This is a genomic window from Microcoleus sp. Pol11C2, from assembly GCF_036701505.1.
In the GTDB taxonomy this organism is placed as follows: Bacteria; Cyanobacteriota; Cyanobacteriia; order Cyanobacteriales; family Microcoleaceae; genus Microcoleus.
This window is the reverse complement of sequence record NZ_JAUBQX010000039.1, coordinates 10,057-31,720: the sequence shown is the minus strand read 5'-3', so window position 1 is coordinate 31,720 and position 21,664 is coordinate 10,057. Positions and strand designations below refer to the sequence as shown.

Genomic DNA, 21,664 nt, shown 5'->3' with positions numbered 1-21,664 from the left:
TTTTCTCTCATTGTAAGTAGAGCTTACACTAAGAATTTGCGCCGATCAGTCGAAAATGCGCCTCGAACCGACAGAAGTTTGGCTAAGCTGTCACCGGAGTCCGCCGCGCAGTTCCCTAAAGTTTCGGTAATCGTACCAGCATACAACGAGGCAGAGAATATTCGGGATTGCGCGATCGCCATTTTGGAGAGTACACCCCTGTCTGTGGAAAACTTAGAGGTTTTAATTGTAGACGATCGATCAACAGATGACACGTTAGCGATCGGGCAAACCCTGCAACAGCATCTCAACGACCCCCGGCTTAAAATATTAGCAGGTCAGCCGCGACCAACCAACCAATTACCTTGTTAACTATCTGTTTATCCGTAATCGTAATTTGGCAGCATTACAATTTGCGCCGCTTGGGTGCTGAGATTTCTGACTGTCCGACGAAATACTTGTGGTTAGGAGGTTTGGGAGGTGCGTTAGTTGCCGCGAGGGCGATCGGTTCTGCGATTAAAACTGAAACCAGTTGGAGATGGACTTGGCGCGGTAGAACTTTGCAAATTAAGAGTTAATTAAGACTTACATATGGGCAGGCAAAATGCCCACCCACAAAAAATTAACTCCTTGTGGAACAGGCATCTTGCCTGTTTTTCAAAATCATATAAAATGGGAGTTATAGAATAAAGAAGGAAGAAGAAATAAGGCAGAGCTAATCATAACATCCGTTACTTCCGTTACATCCGTTGCCGAACTTCCGCGTATACAAAAGCAGGTACGCGCTTGTAAGCAGGCGTACCAGAGCGCTTTTCTATTTCCGGGTGAAAAATTACATTAACTTCAGGATAAAACATCAAAGCAGCACCCTCACGAACCGCCCCATAAATCACCTCGACATTTTCCATTTTCCCCACATTTCCCTGCACCGTAACCCGCTGATGTTCATGCAAACCCACACTTTCTGCATCCGCACGATTCATCAAAATGCAGTTGCGGTGCGGCATTCCCCGGTATTTGTCATCAATTTTGTAGACAACAGTATTGTGCTGAGAATAGCTGCGTCCCGTCATCAATGCCACAACAATACCCTGTGTTGATTCCGATCCTCTAAACTCTTTCGCTTCCGGTAATTTCAGCTTAGGTAAAGGCGTGACAAACATCTTCGCTTTCCCAGACGCGGTAGGGAATTTAGGTTCTGTAAAAATGCGACCGCCGATGGTAAATTCCTCTTTTGTTTCATCAATTGTCGCCATTTTTTCATAGCCAGGAATAGTTTTAGCAATCAATTGGCGAACGTATTTTGTGTCTTGAAGTCGGCGCCAATCAACAGGGAAATCGCCGTGAATTCTGCTAGCTAATTCCGTTAAAAAATACACTTCAGGAATCAAATCAGAATTCTGGAGATGAGTTTCGCCCTCATCATTTAAACGCACAAAGTTATTCCCAGATTCCACGGTTGTTTTGTGGGGATTTTCAAAGCGATTCAGTACAGGAATCACAATTGTATTGTGTTTTGCCAAGCCGCTAAAATGCCCTAAATTCGGTTTGGTTGCGAGGTATATAACGGTTTCAACATTGCTTAAAGCGCGTTTTGCCTGCGTTGAATCTGGATTTGCCCCATACAAATTACCGCCCAGACATATCAGCGTATCGACTTTGCCTGCATCTGCTGCTTCAATGAGCGATCGAGTGTCGTAACCTTTAACAGGACTGAGGGGACGATTTAATAACTTTTCTAAAGCTTGTTGAATTTCTTTTTTCAGCTTCACAGTGACGCCCATAGAGCCGAATCCTTGGACGTTTGAGTGTCCTCTGACGGGCATTAATCCCGCCCCTTCTTTGCCGACATTTCCCGTAATCAAGGCCGTGTTGGCGATGCTGAAAACGTTATCTACACCGTTATCGTGTTGGGTAATTCCCATCGCCCAACCGAAGACAACCCGCTGGGACGTGCCAATGATTTTGGCTGCTGCCTCAATTTCTGCTTGGGAAACTCCGCAGGTTTTAGTAATAGTTTCCCAATCGGTTACGCGGGCGTGCTGGACTACTTCTTCCCAGCCTTCTGTATAGGCTTGCAAGTATTTTTCGTCCAGCAATCCTTGTTCGATTATAGACTTTTGAATGCCGACAAATAGCGCCGTGTCGCTGCCCGGAATTGGTTGCAAGTATAAGGAGGAAATATCGGAACCGGGGATGAGCGACTTGACGGGAAATGCTGGAGAACCAAACTTGACTAACCCGATTTCCATCACCGGATTGATTACAATGATTTTACCGCCTTTGTCGCGAATTTTAATTAATTCGTTCATGAAGCGGGGATGGTTGTAGGCAGAATTCGCACCCGCGAGCACGACGCAATCTGCTTGCTTTAAGTTTTCTAGACTCACTACCGAGGTGCGTGTGGCAAACATTTCGCTTAAGCCAGTTGTCGAGGGAGCGTGGCAGAGATCTGAACAATCTGCTAAGTTATTGGAACCCATCGCCCGCATCATCAATTGCAGCAGAAAAGCCGCTTCGTTGGAAGAGCGACCGGAACTGTAAGATGCCACTCTTTCGGGGGTTTTGCGAAAAGCAGCTTCGGCAATTTGATAAACTTCTTCCCAAGAAATGCGATCGTAATGAGATGAACCAGCCCGCAAAATCATCGGAAAACTCAGCCTTCCCAACCTATCGGCTTCCATTGAAGTTAATTGCTGGAGTTCAGCAATACTCTTCTTTTCAAAAAATTGAGTTGAGATAGCCGGCTTGATTTCAGCGGAGATTGCTTCAACGCTTTTCATGCAGCGCTGAAGTTTTTCGCCCTCTTCATTTGTAAAACCTCCTTTCTGCCCGCCAGTGCCCCAAGAACAAGACAAACAAGCACTTTTATGCAGCAAAGTTTTCCAAAGTTTCGGGCCTTCTGGAGACAATGTATGCTTTGCCCAATATTCTATTACGGGCAAACCGCCACCTATCTCTGGTGTTTCCTCGTTTGTCTCGTTGAATGGCGGGATTGGTTGGGCATTTTGGGAGTTGACATCCATGTGGTTTACCTTTTGTTTGAATTGCGGATTAGTTGAAGAAATGCAGCCGGAGCACAAGGCATTCGGCAGAATGAAATAAAAATTTTGAAGGCAAGAATTTTGTTGTTTTTCAAAGCGATTTTTTTGAGCGCACTGTACAATACAATTCTGCTGCAGACCGAGTAACTTCTATTGACTCGGCGGGGGAACCGCCAGAGGAGTTAAATTTATTACTTGAATTTTACCGCAAATTTACAACAGAAAAAACTACTCAACAGATAGATGTTTTAATTTCTATTCAAGAATAGGTTCGCAGTAAGGACTTTAATCTTCATGCACAGGCAGAGAGAAAACTCAAGTCCTCACTACAAACCAGGTTTACTTCCTCTTATTTAACGCCTGCTTGCCAAACCCAAGACAAAGCAGTCGATCGCCCTCAGCCACATTCGGGTCATTCTGCAAATAATCTCCCAACCATTCGCAACTCCGAGCAATGATATTATTCAGTTCCAAATTCTCCACAGGCAACAGAATTACATTCCTATCCCTACTAGCAAAACCCAGAGTTTTGCTATCAGAACTAAAAGTAACGCTCAACACGCGATCGCTCGATTCCAAAGTTTTAGATAGCAGCGCCTTTTTGCCGTCAAAATCCCACAGCTTAACAGTATTTCCCCCACTCGCCGCCGCAATCAATTTGCCGTCTGGACTAAAACTCACGCTTTCTACAGTATCGCTGTGGTCGAGTTTTTCAGTTAAATTCGCCACCTTTCCATCAAACTCCCACAAGTAAACTTTTTTGTCACCGCAAGCAGCAGCAATAGTCTTGCCGTCGGGACTGAAACTCACATTTTTAACGCTGTCCTCGTGGTCGAGAGTTTTCAGAATTTTCGCCGACGAACCGTTAAATTGCCACAGGTAAACTCTCTTTTCTCCGGTAATTTCAAAAGCCTTTTTCTTCCCGCTTGCCTTGTCCTCAGCAGCAGTAGCAGTAGCAATAGTTTTGTCGTCGGGACTGAAGCTAACGCTAATTACTGGATTGCTGTGATCGAGTTTTGCAAACAAAGTTGCTTTAGAACCGTTCCAGCGCCAGAGGTACAATTTGCGATCGGCATTTGCGGCGGCAATTATCTTTCCATCTGGACTAAAACTCACGCTTCTGACAATGCCACTGTGGCTGAGAGTATCTAACAGTTTGCCGTCTAAACTCCAGACTTTCACTGTTTTGTCATCGCTCGCCGAAGCAACAGTTTTATCATCAGGCGAAACGCTCACCCAGGTAACAGAATCCTTATGACCTTCTAAGATTTTGAATAAACTGCCGTCAGCCCGCCAAAGTCTCACGGTTTTGTCCCGGCTAGCAGAAGCAATTGTTTTACTGTCAGCGCTAAAACTGACTTTGTAAACCCAGTCTCCGTGTCCTGATAAAATCTTATTCAGCGGAGTGCTATCCGGTTTCCAAATTTTCACTATTTTGTCCTTACTTGCGGAAGCAATAGTGCCGTCACCGCTGAAACTTACGGCTCTTACGTCGTCTTGATGTCCTCGAAAAGTGTTAAGCAAAGTGCCGCTGCGACTCCAAACTTTCACGGTATCGTCGGCACTGCCGGTGACAATTTGTTTGCCGTCGCGACTGAAACTCGCGCTGACAACTTCATCGTTGTGTCCTTTGAGAGTTCTGATTTCCTCACCGTTTCGGTTCCAAATTTTGGCTGTGGTGTCGGCACTTGCTGAGACGAGTTCTAGACTGTTTGGACTGAACTTAATGCTGTAAACAATGTCAGAATGTTTGGTTAGTGTTTTGGGATTAATCCTAAATTTCTGGGTTTTACTTTCTCGGTTCCAAAGTTTGACAGTTTTGTCAACACTTGCTGAGGCTATTGTTTGGCCATCGGGACTGAAACTGACGCCGAGTACCCAGTCTTTGTGTCCCGTTAAGGTTTGCAGCAATTTTTTGTTCGCAAGGTTCCAGATTTTGACGGTGTTGTCGTGACTGGCGGAAGCTAGGGTTTTGCCGTCGGGACTGAAACTGACGCTGGTGACGATATCGCGGTGACCGGATAAAATGCCGATTGCACTTTTGTCGTTATTTACTTGCCAAATTCTAATTGTGCGATCGGCACAACCAGTAGCGATCGTTTTCCCATCGGGACTAAAACTAACACTCGTCACGCTATCGGGATGATTGAAAGTTTTTAATAACTTACCTTCTTTGGTCGACAATTTAACAGTTTTGTCAGCACTTGCCGAAGCAACTGAATTGCCGTCTGGACTGACACTCACATCCAAAACAAACTTGCTGTGCTGCTCGAAACGGTTGCGTTCTTGCACCCCGGAAACTGCTTGTCTGAGTCTTTCTGCAATTTGAGTTTTAGTGTCCACAGGCAGCGCTGTACTTTTCAGAGAATCACGACCAATTTTGATACTATTTCCCAACACTCCTAATTGGTTTTTTTCATTAGAAAGCACCAAAGCTTCCGACGCCGAATTTAGGGCATCAGTCCGACTTTTTTCTGCTTCCTGCCGTGCGCTTTCTGCTAATTTTGCTTGCTCGAATGCCATCCCCGAAACACCTGCGAGTACAAGCACTCCTAGAACCGCCGCCCGCAATTGCCATCTCCGAGTGTGGTAAAGTTGAGCTTCCGCTTGGTACTGTTTGTCTCTAGCTTCCGACAGCAAAGCATCTTGCTCTCGGTCTTTGCGAATTTGTTCAATTTCATCTCGGTTAATTTGGTTTTGCTTTCGCAGTTCCTCAAATTCTGCCTTTTTATCTAATTCTTGCTGCTGGCGAATGAAGCTAACTAAATAATCGTGAACGAGCTGATAAAGCTCAGCAGGCAATTCTGTCCAGCGAAAAACTAAACCCGAGTTTACTAACAGTTCTAATACTAAATCTAATTTGTCAGCTTCAGCAAATGTCGCTAAATTAGAGGCTAATTCGGCGCGAGTTTTTAGGGGACGTATCTCATCTTCATCTGTCAGCAAATACAAAACTCGGCGCGCGGCAACTTCATTTTCCGGACCGCAATCTTTGATTACTTCTTCGAGAAACCTTTCGACTAATTTTTGTTGCGGATTGTTGCCAAGTTCCTGATATTGAGTTAAAGTTCTAATGTTCTCTTGTTGCAGTTGAGCGCCGACAAGTTGTAGTTCGATCGGGCGGACTTCTCCCAATTCTCCAGCTAAATTTTGGACTAATTCTTCGATCAGCTCCGGTTCTAAGTAAAACTGCGCTCGCTCAGTTAAAGTGCGAATTACCGATCGCGCATCGATCAGCGAAAAATTTCCCAAATAAAACAGAATGTTTTTGCTGAGAATGTCCTCCAAAATATCATTGTTAACGAATCCTGTCTGGTTTTTGGGTCGGGAAAATTCCAGCAAATAGTGCAGGTAATCTTCCCGCAAACACAGGACGACTTTTAAATATTTTATTTTCAAGCATTCCCGCAAAAAATCAAAAAATATTTGTCTTTCCGCTGGCTCTTTCCACACGAAAAAAAATTCTTCAAATTGGTCAAATATCAGAACAGTCACTAAATGTTCGGAATTTCTTTGCAGCTCCTTGATAATGTTTTCGTATTCGATCGCCTGTTGTTGTATGATTAATTCTACTGGCTGTGAGTGCTCTTTTCGATCCTCATTATTCCCAGTCGCTCCACCATGAAATCGCGAAATAAGATTTCCCTTGACTTCGCCTGCTTCTACTGGAAAATCTACCGGATCAGTTTCTGGTACTGCTTCGGCAATTTCCGGATCGAATATTTCAGCTTTCCCAGCAGATAACTGTCTGGTCAATTCCCGTGGCCAGTTGTTGTAAACTTGCAGCACTACGGGCAAAACAGTCCGCATTTCTATTTTTTTTTGTTTGAGAGCTGGTACTAATCCTCCCGTGACAATGGAACTTTTACCAACTCCCGACTGACCGTAAATTACTGTCAGTTTGTCGGGGGTATTGTTCATCCTATATATCAAGCGGTTGAGGTCTTGCTCTCTGCCGGAAGCTGTAATTTCGTCAGCAATAGTAGCCGTGTCTGCAACAGTTTCGGCGACGGAATTAATCGCTTCTCTGTGCGGCTGCAACTTTCCGGCTCCAATAAAAGCTCGGAACCGATACGTGTGTTCCACCGCTCGATAATCTTGCTTAATTTGAAATGCTTCGAGATATTGTCCCCGCTGAAAATAGAGCGATCGCAGCATTTCTAAAACCCGCAAATACAGTTGCGGGTTGTAGCAAGGTTCGGTTTCCGAGCGAGCAAGCTCTAAATGCGCGATCGCCTCCTGTACCTCACCCAACTGACTCTGGGCCTCTGCTAAAATTAACAGATACAAGCCTAGATGCTGCGACTTTACAGGGGTTCCCTGTCCCGTCGCTTCTAAATTTGAGTTGAGAACGTCTAGAGCCATTAAAGCCCATTCTTTCGCCCCTTGCCAGTTCTTTTGCTCTAAGGCTACTCTAGCCAAAAAGCCGTAATCTTGAGCCAAATTAACTGCTGAATTTTCCATATTTTCATGTAACCTCCGAGCTTTGATAGCTAAATTCCACAGTGCATCCCAATCTTCTAAATGCTGCAATACTTCGCCAAGTTGATTGATGAATATACCAACGGCATCCGGCCGCCCCGCGCGTTCTAAAACATCAATACATTCCTGAAAATAATTCTTCGCCTCCGTCCAGTAAGGACGGTTGCCGCTGCGGTGTTGTTCTGCTTGGAAGCGGTAGCAAAGACCGATGTGGAATAGCAGAATTCCCTCTAACACCGGTGCTGGGTGAACGGTAAATAACAAATCGCTAAATTGTGTTTTGGACCCAATAAATGCTACTTGATGCTTCCAAAAAATGAGACTTTTTTGATACAATTCAATGGCCGCAGGGATGCGGTGACAAGCATATTCGTGCCTACCGCGAATAAATTGCAAACTCGCTTCAATAGCTGGTTCTAACCTGATGTTGCAAGTTTGCAAGTCTTGGCTAGCCGACTCTAGTTCACTCAAAGAATTGGCTCCGAGAATGGCAGAATTAGTTAAACGCCAATTGCCACTTTCTAAAATGTTGGAAAAAATGCGATCGGCACTTTTGCCCAGGAAATCCACCAAGTCGTCGGGGCCAATCACAAATTCAACACTTGTCGTCCAAGTCTCGATATCTGTTACTAACCGAATCAGTTTTTTTAAGATTTTGTCTGTCACCCACAGCACCACCGGAAAGGGAAAATTATTCCGAAATTCTTCCCTCACGTAGTTGGTAGAAGTCAGGAGTCGATCGATCGCGCTTACCGATTCCAATCCAAACACCATTAAAGCTGACGGGTGGCTGCAGGAAACTTTGGTTTCTATCGTCGTGTAAAGAGTTTTAACAGATGGCGGGAGGACAATTTCTCGAATCTCGATCCCAGACTCCTCCCGCAATTGCCGCGCAGTTTGCTCTCTCATCGCACTGTAATTGCACCGCACCAAAATCAGCGAAAATTGCCCCTGAGACATTCTCAGAGTCCGGGTGAGAGTTTGCAGCGAACTTTTGTTTTGCTGTGCTGCGGTTTCTTGCTGGCAATGCGAATTAATCATAATTAATATTTGAAAAAATTTCTCAGAATAGGTGCTGTCAACTGCCGAAAAAAGGAAGTTCGGCAACGGATTTTTTAACGGATGTAACGGGTGTAACGGATGGAAGGAATCGACTTCTCGGGAAAGTACAATTAAGAACATCCTAACCGTTTTGGCGGTTGCTCTAAGTTTACTTTTACCCGTTTTTACGTTTGCCAATCACAGCGAACAATCACATGATTAATTTTATTTCGGCCCCTTTGGGCGATTTTCCATCACGGGAAACTATCAATTAGTTAAGTTTATTTCAGCCTGCATACTTATTATTTTAGCCGATCGCATTAAAGCATACCCAAAAAAATACATACTCTGTTATTCGCATATTCCCAGCAAAATCAACCGGATTTTACTTAAATCTTGATAATTGCGCAAATTCTATCCAGCCAAAGAGTCTTTGTTTGCATGGTTCCCAGCCCTCGCCCAAATCGCACATCCGATTCAGTTATTCGCAGATCCCAGAAATGCGGCATTCCCGGGTTGACTGGCCCCTGGCCGCACTGAGATAAACTATCGGCGGCGGCTCATCAATTACAGCTTGAAGATTTTTTGTCATAAATTTACTAATCTCCATATCTAAAGTAGCTGCAAACTCAGGTTCATCCCAATCCTCGCTTTCTTCAATGCTGAGTGTTATTGGTGGCCCAATATCAAAATTGGGTTCATCCCCAAAATCCGAAACTTTCTTAATTGGATCTATTTTCTGACTGGTATCAGTGGCAAAAGCTTCAGTTGTATTGGCTATTAGTACGAGCGGCAGTGCTACTATGGCACTTATTGTTTGTCGCGCCGTGATTTTCCTCATGGTATTCTCCTGGTATAAACTAAACTTTGGTGCTGCTATACATTCAACATCTGCGGCTACTTTAGAGCGCTGTCAGTGGATTTTAGATTTTAGATTTTAGATTTACTCCACAGATGAATCTGAGAGCTTGAACTTTGATCTAAAATTGTGGGCTACTTACCACTCCTCCAGTTCGCAACTATCCGTTTTTGAGCAGAGTCATTAATTAATATAATAGTGGCTTGCTTTTCCACAGCATATAACCTTATATGTGAAACTTCGCGACAAGTTTGCTTAACAGAGCATATCCGGTCAACTGTTTGCCTTTCTATTTACTACGTGAAAACTCTTAAACAGTCAGGTTTTCCCGTTAAGTAATTCCCTAGCCTTTGCGAGTGTTCATCTCAGACTCAAAGCAAAGTGGGTGAGAAGTTCGAGCGCAAACCAGTTTTCGCAAACCAGTTTTCGCACACCAGTTTTCGCAAACCAGTTTTCGCACACCAGTTTTCGCACTCCCCTGCTGCCACCAGCAAGCTGATGTTACATACCACAGCCACCAAATATCTGTCAATACTTATATCTTAACATTTCTAAGTTTTTTCATAATTATCGTTACCAGGAAGAGCCTGGTAACGCAGCTCGGCGAGGCAGAGCCTCCAGCCAAGTCGAGAGGACTCCTATTTCGTCAAGCCGTGTTCGAGAGCGAAGCGAACCAACTCAGTACGGCTGTTAGTACCCGTCTTGCTAAACAAACGGCTGACGTACTTTTCCACATTACGCACGCTAGTTTCCAAGCGGCGGGCAATTTCCTTATTCATCAAACCTTGAGCAACCAAATCCAAAACACTTTGTTCTCGCGGAGTCAAATCAATTTTGATCGGCGAAGGACTTTGGGCGATCGAACTCCGCCCACTCAGCAAAGACTCAATTCTTGCCATTTGGCTTGTCAAAGCAGCAATATCGGGACTTTCAGCATTTTCGCTCGTCTCCTTAGCAGCCGCGCGACGGGCCAGCAAATTGGTTACTATTGCTACTAACTCGTCGGGATCGAAGGGCTTAGAAAGATAAGCATCGCAGCCTGCTTGATAGCCTTGAATACGATCGCTCGTCATCCCCTTAGCCGTCAAAAATACCACCGGCAAAGCCTTATAGCGAGGATCTTCCCGCACTTGCTTGAGAAATTGATAACCGTCCACCTGGGGCATCATAATGTCTGAAATCACCAAATCGGGATTAGTCTGCTGCAAGAGTTCCCACCCATCCCGAGCATTACTGGCCACCTCAACCGCAAAATCGCTATCTTCCAAATAAGCTTGTACTGCTTCCCGCAAGCCCGGTTCATCATCTACCAATAATAATCGTGCTGACATAGTTGTTACCCTTACGCTTTACCACTATTGTTAAATTTAGCCGCATTTAACTCTTATTGTCACTCTATCCCTCGAAGGAAGTTAAAAAATTGTTGTTCAACTCAAGAGCTTTGAGTTAGGTTTTGATCTAACGATTAAAAAGTTCTTAAATCTTTAATTCAAAACTCAAAACTCAAAACTCAAAATTATTGTTGAACCATTCCACTTAAACTTTTGAACGATCGGTCAAAATTTCATAACCAGTTTCTGTTACCAACACAGTATGCTCAAACTGAGCCGACATAGCATTGTCAACGGTTACAGCCGTCCACTTGTCAGAAAGCGTCCGAGTGTACTTAGAACCCGCATTCAGAATTGGTTCGATCGCCAATGTCATGCCGGCTCGCAATTTCACGTTCGGCATTTCCCGCGTGCGGAAATTGAAAACCGACGGTTCCTCGTGCAAATTTCGCCCGACACCGTGGCCGGTAAACTCCTCAACGACGCTAAAACCGTTGCTTTTGACATGATCTTCGATCGCACCAGCCAAATCGAGCAAATAGGCTCCAGCCTTCACTTGTTCGATGCCTTTGTACAGAGCTTCTTCTGCGACTCGGATTAATTTTGCCGATTCCGGAGTCACTTCCACAACTGCGATCGTGATGCAAGAATCGCCGTGAAAACCTTGGTAATATGCCCCCGTATCTACCTTGAGAACATCTCCTGCCCGAATTACCTTTTTGGCGCTGGGGATGCCGTGAACAACTTCGTTATTAATGCTAGAGCAAATCGATCCTGGGAAACCGTGATAGCCTTTAAAACTCGGAGTTGCCCCCATAGCACGGATGCGTTTTTCGGCATAAGCATCCAAATCAGCAGTAGTCATTCCCGGTTTCACCATTTGGGAAATTTCTTTGAGTACCGTTGCAACGATTTTCGCTGCCTGCCGCATAATTTCGATTTCGCGTTCAGACTTAATTTCAATGCCTCGACGCTGTTTTTTGACTTGGGGTGCTTGAGTTGGGCTAGAAAGCAGACTGCTAAAAATATTCATGAATTGATTGGCGGGTAATTTTGTACTTTGACGGCAGGTTGAAGCAAAAAAACGGCAAATATCCACTTTTTTGTGGAAAAACGAGTGTCTTGTTCCGAACTGTCGATCGCTTGTCCTTGTAGCTAGCTTAATATTTTTCTCACTAATCGGCACGGGATTGGCGGGTCAACAAAGCGGTTTCAACCGCCGAGTCCGTTGGAGCGGGATTTCCGAGCATTCCTGTGAGGTTAGCAATTGTGGCAATTAACTTATTTATGTCAACTGGTTTAGATAAGTGCATCTGGAAACCAGCTTCCAGCGCTTGCTGGCGCTCTTCCTCTCTGGCGTAGGCCGTCAGAGCGATCGCAGGCATCTTTCCACCCCTGAGCAATTCCATTTCTCTCACGCGCGCGATCAACTCATAGCCGTCTGCTTGTGGCATTCCAATGTCGCTCAGCAGCAGATCCGGCCAATAACTCTCCAGTGCAGCTAGAGCCCCGGCCACCGATGCCGCCGATCGCACGATAGCTCCTTCGTCCTCGAGTAAAGCAATCAAAAACTCCCGCGTATCATCGTCATCATCCACCACCAGCAATTGCAAATTAGCGAGAGTGGGGAGAACCTCTGTCGCGTCATTGAGCGGCGACCAATCATCGTCAGCAGCGAGGGCGTTCCTCTGTGCCACAGGTAAAGCCACCGTAAATTTCGCACCCTCGCCCGGATTATTCTCTGCATACACCTTACCGCCATGCAGTTCCACCAAGTGACGGACGATCGCCAATCCCAGGCCCAAACCCCCGTAAGACCTAGTTGTGCTGCTATCAGCTTGGCGGAAGCGATCGAAAACATAAGGCAAAAAATCAGGAGCGATACCAATGCCGCTATCAATTATCTCAATTTGAGCCTCATCTCCAACTGACTCTAACCGCACCTGTACTTTACCCTCTTGCGGACTAAACTTAATCGCATTTGACAGCAAATTCCACACAATTTGCTGCAAGCGATCGAAATCGCCGATAACTTCACCTACATTTGGACTGCACGTTAATTCTAGGACTATTGATTTTTCCTCAGCCAGGGGCTGCAAAGAATCTATTGCCAGGTTTATCGCAGATTCCAACCGAATCGGATGCTTATTTAAATTTAGTTTCCCTCGCAAAATCCGCGAAACATCTAAAATATCTTCGATGAGTTGAGATTGAGATTTAGCATTTCGCTCAATTGTTTCTAGGGCTTTATCAATAGTTTCTTGGTCAAATGTTTTGCTGCGAAGCAGCCTAGACCAGCCGAGAATTGCATTTAAAGGAGTGCGGAGTTCGTGAGAGAGAATAGCTAGAAATTCATCCTTCATCTGGTTAGCTCTCTCCGCTTCTTGCCGCGCCACTTGTTCGCGGATTAGTCTGCTGCGTTCTTCCTCTGCTTGCTTGCGGTCTGTGACATCTCTAACCGTGCCCACGTGACCGATCAGTTTTCCCAAATCCGAAAACATTGGCGACGACTGCACATTAATCCAGCGCACAGTTTCGCTACCAGCTAACCGAAACTCGTTAGAAAATTCGTGGCCTTCTTTAATCCAAGCTAACCAATCTGCTACTACACGCTCGCGATCTTCTGGATGAACTTCCCGCTGCCAAATCTCTGCTAAACTTTCCTCCAATGTTAACCCACAAATCGCTTGACAACGGGGATTGATGTAAGTACAGCGGCCTTCAACGTCAGCTAAGTAAATTCCCAGTGGTGAACAAGCACACAAAGTGCGAAACCGCTCTTCACTTTTACTTAGTTCATTATTAACCGCAGCTAACTGTGTTGCTTGCTGCTTCACCTCGACTGTTTTTTGGAACAATTCCACAAATACCTGCACCTTCGAGGTCAATATTTCCGGTTCTAAGGGTTTGAACAGGTAATCCACCGCCCCCAGAGAATAACCTTTAAACACGTGGGTGTCATTACTGCTGAATGCTGTGATAAAAATAATCGGAGTCGCTCGCGATCGATCTCTAGAGCGAATCAATGTTGCGGTCTCAAATCCATCCATTCCCGGCATCTGCACATCAAGCAAAATTACCGCAAAATCTTCATTAAGCAGGCATCTCAGAGCCTCCGCGCCCGAATTAGCTTGTACTAGATGATAAGAGGGGCTGTTGAGAATAGCTTCTAGAGCTACCAAATTTTCTGGGCGATCGTCAACTAAAAGGACATTTACTCGATGGGGGGACTGCAGATTCATAATTTTTTTAATCTTTAATTCTTAGCAAATTGACTAAACAGGGAGCGATTTTAGAGAGGGGTAAAATCCAGTCTACTTCAACATTTGCGATCGCCGACGCTGGCATGGTCGGGCATAGAGCTGAAGCCGGTTCCTCCACAAATGTCAATCCTCCCTCAGCTTTAATTTTGGCCAGCCCTTTAGTGCCATCCGAATTAGCTCCCGTTAAAATTATGCCGATAACTTTCTCCCCAAAGGCATCCGCAGCCGACTCAAACAGCACATCGATTGAGGGCCGCGCGTAGCAGACAGGAGCTTCAGTTGATAGTGCAAATTTAGGAGTTCCGCGATAGGGGATTGGGGATTTTGAATTATGGATTGACTCCACTGCCACGCTCCCCCATTCTGTAAACTCGTTTTCATACAGGCTAAACTCCTCCTCAGAGGGCGATTCTATTAGCAAGTGATAGTCAGCGGGAGCCAAGTAAACCCGTCCAGGTGCGATCTCTTCTTTGTCTTCTGCCTCTGTGATTTGGAGAGAGCTTTGCTTTTGTAAAAAATAAGTAAGCCTATTCTGAGAACTCTTATGGCGGTGTTGGACAATAACTACAGGCAAAGGAAAGCTTTGTGGCAAATCTGCCAGCAGCACAGTCAGAGCCTCTAGTCCTCCCAAAGACGTGCCAACAACCACTATTTCAAATTTTTTTTTATTTAACTCTTCGGTAGAGTTTATCACTACTTTCAATTGGTTCATAGTATTTTTCATAAGGTGTAAAAGTTAGAGACTCCTGATGTCCTAGTCCTAAAACCCCAAACATTCCCAGGCTCTCATAAAAAAGCTTGTGTACCCGCTCTTGGAGGTGTGAATTGAAATAAATCATCACATTACGGCATAAAATAACATTAAATTCATTAAAAGAGTTATCCGTTGCTAAGTTGTGGTGAGCAAAGACAATATTATCTTTAAGTGAAGAGCGAAAAATCGCATTTTCATAGGCAGCAGTGTAATACTCAGAAAACGCTTTCTTGCCCCCCGCTTGGTGGTAGAGTTGCGTATATTCTTGCATTTGTTTTAGCGGGAATATCCCAGTTTTTGCGGTTTTCAAAACTAATTCATTCATATCCGTAGCGTAAATCCGACAACGGTCATAAAGTCCTTCTTCTTGCAGCAAGATTGCCATAGAATAGACTTCTTCTCCCGTTGAACATCCAGCGTGCCAAATCCGAATAAAAGGATAAGTACGCAGCAGCGGCACCACTTTATTTCTGAAACTAATGTAAAAGCTGGGATCGCGAAACATCGCCGTTACATTGACAGAAATGTCCAGCAGTAAACGGTCTAGATAAGCAGGATTGTGCAGTACCTTTTCCTGAAGAGCAGAGACAGTGGTGAGCCGTTCCGAGCGAATAGTGTTCCAAATACGGCGCTTGAGAGAGGCAAGAGCATAATTGCGAAAATCAAATCCGTAATAGCGAAACATTCCCTCTAGTAGGAGTTGAATTTCGATTGTTTCAAGTTCATGGCTTTCGGGCATTTTTAATTACTAATTGGTTATTGGGCATTGTTGACAGTTGACAGTTGACAGTTGACAGTTGACAAGTGATTTCCATTATCGATAAAGCCAGACACGCAGCAGCGAGAGCAACTGTTCCGTATCAACAGGTTTGGTAATGTAGTCAGACGCACCAGCTTCGATACATTTTTCCCGATCGCCCTTCATAGCTTTCGCAGTCAGAGCAATCATTGGCAACGAAGCAAATTGAGGCATATTACGAATTGCTTGCATTGTTTCGTAACCGTCCATCTCTGGCATCATCACGTCCATCAACACAATATTTATCTCAGGCGTATTTTGCAATTTAGCAATGCCCTCTCTACCATTCTCAGCATACACAACTTCCATTTTATGGCGCTCCAGCATACTTGTGAGGGCGAAAATATTCCGCATATCGTCGTCAACAATCAAGACTGTTTTGCCCGCAAGCGTCGAATCTGTTTGATACAATTGCTCTAGCATTTGGCGCTTGGGTTCCGGCAAATTTGCTTGGACTCGGTGCAAAAACAAAGCTGTTTCATCTAAAAGGCGCTCAGGCGATCGCACATCTTTAACAATGATTGTTTCCGCCATGCGCTTGAGTTGAGTTTCTTCGGATCTTGTCAACTCTTTGCCCGTATAAATAATAAGCGGCAGACTTTTCAAAGTAGTCTCTTGCTTGATCTGCTCTATCAGTTCAAAACCAGTCATATCTGGTAGTCCCAAATCGAGTACAACGCAGTCAAAATGCCCCGATTTCAAAATTGCTAGCGCCTCTGCACCACTTCCCACAGCCGTGGTAGAAACATCGTGATTGCCGATTAAATCCACAATGCTCAGACGTTGCGTTTCGTCGTCTTCCACGACTAGCAAATTCTTCACTGGCCGCTCGACAAAACCCTTAATATCAGTCAAAGCTTTGCTCAATGCTTCGCGACTGACAGGCTTTTGTAAGTAGGCGATCGCCCCTAACTGCAAACTGCGCTGCCGCCCTTCTTCAACTGATACAATGTGAACCGGAATGTGGCGCGTACTTGGGTCGTGCTTCAAGCGATCGAGCACTGTCCAGCCATCCATCACAGGCAAATTTAGATCCAGCATAATCGCAGTTGGCTTGAACTCTCGCGCCATCGCCAAACCGATATCGCTCCGCAAAGCCACCAAACCTTTAAAACCCTGTTCCTGCGCCATATCCAACAGAATTCGAGCGAAGTTTACATCATCTTCAATAATCAAAAGCACGCGATCGTCACTCTCAATATTTTCTCGATCATCAGAGATTAAAGGTGAGGGGTAAGGCGCGATCGGCAAGTGGAAATTCGGCAAAGGAAGTGCGGGAGAATTAGCAGAGGGTAATGGAGGCGTTTGCTTGCCCGTTCCCGCTCCCGTATCAGTGATTATTATTCGCGATTCTTGGTAAGTTTGTGGCAGATAAAGCGTGAACCTACTACCCTCACCAGGACTACTTGTCAATTTAATTTCTCCGCCTAGCAAATTAGCGATTTCTCTACTAATTGACAAACCCAAACCCGTGCCCCCGTATTTGCGGCTAGTGCTACCATCTGCTTGTTGGAAAGCCTCAAAAATAACCCTGTGTTTTTCAGCAGAAATCCCTATCCCGGTATCGCTAACTGAGAAAGCCAAAACAGTAGGGGAATTCCTTAAACTTTCTATCTCTAAACTCCACCCTTCCCGCACTACTTCGGCACGCAATTTCACCTCACCTCGCTCTGTAAACTTAAACGCATTAGAGAGGAGATTCTTCAAAACTTGTTGCAGCCGTTTAGCATCAGTATAGAGACCTTTTGGTAACCCAGCCTCAAGCTCTATTTTAAAACTCAACTTCTTATCCTGGGCGATTTGGCGGAAAGTCCGATCCAAATGATCTCGCAAGTCCGTAAACAACACTTGCTCAATTTCCACCGACATCGTGCCTGATTCAATCTTAGCGAGATCCAAGATGTCATTAATCAGCCCCAGCAAATCATTTCCCGCCGAGTAAATTGTGCGCGTATATTCAACTTGCTTCAGAGTCAAATTGCCTTCAGTATTGTCAGAAAGCAATCGAGCCAGAATCAACAGCGAATTTAGCGGAGTTCGCAACTCGTGAGACATATTTGCCAGAAACTCCGACTTATACTTAGAAGTTAGAGCCAACTGTTCTGCTCTTTCTTCCAACAACCCCCTCGCCTGTTCGATATCTCGGTTTTTCCGCTCAACTTCCTTATTTTGCAGCGCTAGCAATTCTGCTTGTTCTTCTAGTTCTTCATTCGTTTGTTGCAGCTCTTCCTGCTGACTCTTTAACAGTTCCTCAGATGCGCGGAGTGACTGCGCTTGTTGTTCGAGACGCTTGTTAGTTTCCGTTAGTTCTTTTTGCTGAGTTTGTAACTCTTCTGCCAAAGACTGTGACTGTTTCAGCAACTCTTCCGTCCGCATACTCGCCGCAATTGTATTTAAGACAATGGCGATACTTTCTGTAAGTTGGTCGAGGAATGTCAAGTGTATTTCGCTGAATCGGCGGAACGAAGCTAACTCGATTACTGCCGTCACTTGTCCCTCAAATAATACGGGTAAAACCACCACATTCAGCGGCGTAGATTCTCCCAGTCCCGATCCAATTTTAACGTAGTTTTCCGGCACTTCTGTCAACAGTATCCGTTCTTTTTCCAGGGCGCACTGTCCTACCAAACCTTCGCCTAAATGGAATCTATTTCCTAACTGTTTGCGTTCGCGGTATGCGTAGGTACTTAACAGTTTGAGAAACGGATCGTGTTCGACAGATTCCATCATAAAGAAGACGCCATGCTGAGCAGACACCAGCGGCGTCAATTCTGAGAGAATTAGTTTAGAAACAGTTTCTAAATCCCGCTGACCTTGTAGCATTCGAGTAAACTTAGCAAGGTTGGTTTTGAGCCAATCTTGCTCAGTATTTTTCTGCGTAGTCTCCCGGAGATTGGCGATCATCTGGTTAATGTTGTCCTTAACGATCGCAACTTCTCCTTCCGTGGCGACGGAAATTGACCTCGTTAAATCGCCTCTGGTAACAGCAATTGCCACTTCGGCGATCGCCCGCAACTGAGTAGTCAAATTCGCCGCCAATTCATTCACATTATCCGTCAAATCTCGCCACGTCCCCGCCGCGCCCGGAACCTTCGCCTGGCCGCCCAATTTCCCTTCAATTCCTACTTCCCGCGCCACTGTAGTAACTTGATCGGCAAACGTCGCCAGCGTATCAATCATCTCGTTAATCGTATCTGCCAGAGTCGCAATTTCTCCCTTAGCTTCCAGCATTAATTTGCGCTTCAAATCGCCATTCGCCACCGCCGTCACAACCTTAGCAATACCCCGCACTTGCGCTGTCAAATTCCCCGCCATCGAGTTTACGTTGTCGGTTAAATCTTTCCAAGTTCCCGCAACTCCTTTCACCTCAGCTTGACCGCCCAATTTACCCTCAGTCCCCACCTCCCGCGCCACCCGCGTTACCTCAGAAGCGAAGGAATTAAGCTGATCCACCATCACGTTAATAGTGTCTTTCAACTCCAGAATTTCGCCTTTGACATCGACGGTGATTTTCTTAGACAAATCGCCATTTGCCACCGCTTTCGTCACTTCCGCAATATTCCGCACCTGCGCCGTCAAATTCCCCGCCATCAAGTTAACATTATCGGTTAAATCTTTCCAAGTTCCCCCTACACCCCGCACGTAAGCTTGCACACCTAATTTACCTTCCGTTCCCACTTCCCTCGCCACCCGTGTTACTTCAGATGCAAAGGAACTCAACTGATCCACCATGATGTTAATCGTGTTTTTCAGTTCGAGAATTTCCCCTTTAACATCTACTGTAATTTTTTTGGATAAATCGCCATTTGCCACCGCCGTTGTCACTTCGGCAATGTTACGCACTTGTGCTGTTAAATTCCCCGCCATCGAGTTAACTGAATCCGTTAAATCTTTCCAAGTTCCAGCAACTCCTTTAACTTCTGCTTGCACACCTAATTTCCCTTCCGTCCCCACTTCCCTCGCAACCCTGGTTACTTCCGAAGCGAAGGAATTTAACTGATCCACCATCGTGTTGACGGTGTTTTTTAACTCCAGAATTTCACCTTTAACATCTACAGTAATTTTCTTCGACAAGTCGCCATTTGCCACAGCAGTCGTAACAGCCGCAATATTCCGTACTTGTTCGGTCAAACTACCCGCCATAAAATTCACTGAATCCGTTAAATCCTTCCAAGTTCCTGCTACGCCTCGGACATCCGCTTGACCGCCGAGTTTACCTTCGGAACCCACTTCCCTAGCAACCCTGGTTACTTCAGATGCAAAGGAATTAAGCTGATCCACCATCACGTTAATGGTGTTTTTTAGTTCTAAAATTTCGCCTTTAACCTGTACCGTAATTTTTTTAGATAAGTCACCGTTAGCAACAGCCGTCGTCACCTCAGCAATGTTGCGAACTTGTGCTGTTAAATTCCCGGCCATTGAGTTAACTGAATCCGTTAAATCTTTCCAGGTTCCTGCTACTTCCTGCACTTCAGCTTGCACGCCTAATTTACCTTCCGTTCCCACTTCCCTAGCAACCCTGGTTACTTCAGATGCGAAGGAATTTAACTGGTCAACCATCGTGTTGACGGTATTTTTGAGTTCGAGAATTTCCCCTTTAACATCTACTGTAATTTTCTTAGATAAATCGCCCTTTGCCACAGCGGTTGTCACTTCAGCGATGTTCCGCACTTGTGCTGTCAAACTGCCTGCCATGAAGTTAACGCTATCCGTTAAATCCTTCCAAGTTCCGGCAACTCCTTTCACCTCAGCTTGACCGCCGAGTTTGCCTTCGGAACCTACTTCTCTCGCCACCCGCGTTACTTCAGATGCGAAGGAATTTAACTGATCCACCATGATGTTAATAGTGTTTTTTAACTCCAGAATTTCACCTTTAACATCTACTGTAATTTTTTTAGATAAGTCACCATTTGCCACAGCAGTCGTCACGTCGGCAATGTTCCGTACTTGTGCCGTAAGATTGCCTGCCATCGAGTTAACTGAATCCGTTAAATCTTTCCAGGTTCCTGCAACTCCCCGCACTTCAGCTTGCACGCCTAATTTCCCTTCGGTTCCCACTTCCCTAGCAACTCTGGTTACTTCAGATGCGAAGGAACTCAACTGATCCACCATGATGTTAATCGTGTTTTTCAGTTCGAGAATTTCCCCTTTTACATCTACCGTAATTTTCTTCGACAAGTCGCCATTTGCCACCGCCGTTGTCACTTCGGCAATGTTACGCACTTGTGCTGTTAAATTCCCCGCCATCGAGTTAACTGAATCTGTTAAATCTTTCCAAGTTCCAGCAACTCCTTTAACTTCAGCTTGCACGCCTAATTTCCCTTCGGTTCCCACTTCCCTAGCAACCCTGGTTACTTCCGACGCAAAGGAGCTCAACTGGTCTACCATTGTGTTAACAATTTGCGCTGTTTGGAGGAATTCTCCTTTGAGGGGTCTGTCTTCTATTTCTAAGGCGATAGTTTGCGATAAATCCCCTTTTGCTACGGCCCGAATTACTCTGGCGGTTTCAGAGGTTGGTTGCACTAAATCTGTAATTAGGGTATTGACAGAGTTTACGCTAGCTGCCCATGAACCCTCGGCGCTGCCGATGGTGGCCCGCTGGGCGATTTTGCCTTCTTTACCGACAACTGTGCCGATCCGATCGAGTTCGGCCGCCATTCTCTCATTGAGATCGATAATGTCGTTAAGTTCGTCAGCAATTTTCCCCGCTAGACCGGTCTGGTCTATGGGCATCCGAACTGAAAAGTCCCCTTTTTTGACTGCCACTAAGGTTCTAAGTAACTGTTTGGCATAACCATTATTGGAATTGGGGCTTGTGATCTGTGCAGTTGACATGACAGTTACCTTTGACGAGTTTGAAGGGGAAGGGGGAATATTTTTGAGATTATTGATATTATCCGACTAAAGCAGTGTCTGATTGCTTCTATCGAAAGATGGATGACAAATTGCTGTTTATCAGCTATTTTGTTATTGGTTATTTTATACTGGTTCGCAGGCTCTTCTTAATAACCAGTTAATTGTCGGGTGTCAAGAACAAGCCCCAAAGCATGTTCCACCCTTTTCTACAAAGAGTGAATTTTCTTGTAGGGCGGGCATCCTGGCCGCCCTACAG

General features: G+C 45.2%; 12 protein-coding genes. 2 read left to right on the top strand and 10 right to left on the bottom strand.

The features are described 5' to 3' along the window. Positions 1-36: 36 nt before the first annotated feature. On the top strand, positions 37-351 hold the full coding sequence (locus QUA42_RS20030; RefSeq protein WP_333139459.1) for a glycosyltransferase family A protein: 315 nt from the start codon (positions 37-39) through the stop codon (positions 349-351). Continuing rightward, complete coding sequence (locus QUA42_RS20025; RefSeq protein WP_333139457.1) at positions 345-557, top strand: hypothetical protein; 213 nt, start codon at positions 345-347, stop codon at positions 555-557. Before QUA42_RS20030 ends, QUA42_RS20025 begins: the two co-directional genes overlap by 7 nt. A 162-nt stretch (positions 558-719) precedes the next feature. On the opposite strand, the gene QUA42_RS20020 is transcribed toward QUA42_RS20025, so the two are convergent. The 10 genes from QUA42_RS20020 to QUA42_RS19975 form a co-directional block, all read right to left on the bottom strand. Then, positions 720-3,005, bottom strand: a complete 2,286-nt coding sequence (locus QUA42_RS20020; protein ID WP_333139455.1) for an FdhF/YdeP family oxidoreductase — start codon at positions 3,003-3,005, stop codon at positions 720-722. 357 nt (positions 3,006-3,362) lie between these two features. Next, on the bottom strand, positions 3,363-8,546 hold the full coding sequence (locus QUA42_RS20015) for an nSTAND1 domain-containing NTPase (RefSeq protein WP_333139453.1): 5,184 nt from the start codon (positions 8,544-8,546) through the stop codon (positions 3,363-3,365). A 481-nt stretch (positions 8,547-9,027) separates the two neighbouring features. Further along, the gene (locus QUA42_RS20010) at positions 9,028-9,387 is read right to left on the bottom strand and encodes a hypothetical protein (protein WP_333139451.1); all 360 of its coding nucleotides are present in this window, start codon (positions 9,385-9,387) and stop codon (positions 9,028-9,030) included. Between the two features lie 361 nt (positions 9,388-9,748). Next, a complete protein-coding gene (locus tag QUA42_RS20005; protein WP_333139449.1) occupies positions 9,749-9,937 on the bottom strand; it encodes a hypothetical protein in 189 nt (62 codons plus the stop codon). Positions 9,938-10,043: 106 nt separating this feature from the next. Continuing rightward, complete coding sequence (locus QUA42_RS20000; protein ID WP_190663224.1) at positions 10,044-10,736, bottom strand: response regulator transcription factor; 693 nt, start codon at positions 10,734-10,736, stop codon at positions 10,044-10,046. 205 nt (positions 10,737-10,941) lie between these two features. Further along, complete coding sequence (map, locus tag QUA42_RS19995) at positions 10,942-11,769, bottom strand: type I methionyl aminopeptidase (RefSeq protein ID WP_333139446.1); 828 nt, start codon at positions 11,767-11,769, stop codon at positions 10,942-10,944. A 142-nt stretch (positions 11,770-11,911) separates the two neighbouring features. After that, positions 11,912-13,978 (bottom strand): response regulator, encoded by a 2,067-nt coding sequence (locus QUA42_RS19990; protein ID WP_333139444.1) that lies wholly within the window; start codon positions 13,976-13,978, stop codon positions 11,912-11,914. Positions 13,979-13,985: 7 nt separating this feature from the next. Next, on the bottom strand, positions 13,986-14,711 hold the full coding sequence (locus QUA42_RS19985) for a chemotaxis protein CheB (protein ID WP_333139442.1): 726 nt from the start codon (positions 14,709-14,711) through the stop codon (positions 13,986-13,988). Beyond that, the gene (locus tag QUA42_RS19980) at positions 14,665-15,492 is read right to left on the bottom strand and encodes a protein-glutamate O-methyltransferase CheR (protein ID WP_333139440.1); all 828 of its coding nucleotides are present in this window, start codon (positions 15,490-15,492) and stop codon (positions 14,665-14,667) included. The genes QUA42_RS19985 and QUA42_RS19980 overlap by 47 nt, the downstream gene beginning before the upstream one ends. A gap of 75 nt (positions 15,493-15,567) precedes the next feature. Continuing rightward, a complete protein-coding gene (locus tag QUA42_RS19975; protein ID WP_333139438.1) occupies positions 15,568-21,387 on the bottom strand; it encodes a HAMP domain-containing protein in 5,820 nt (1,939 codons plus the stop codon). Positions 21,388-21,664 lie beyond the last annotated feature (277 nt).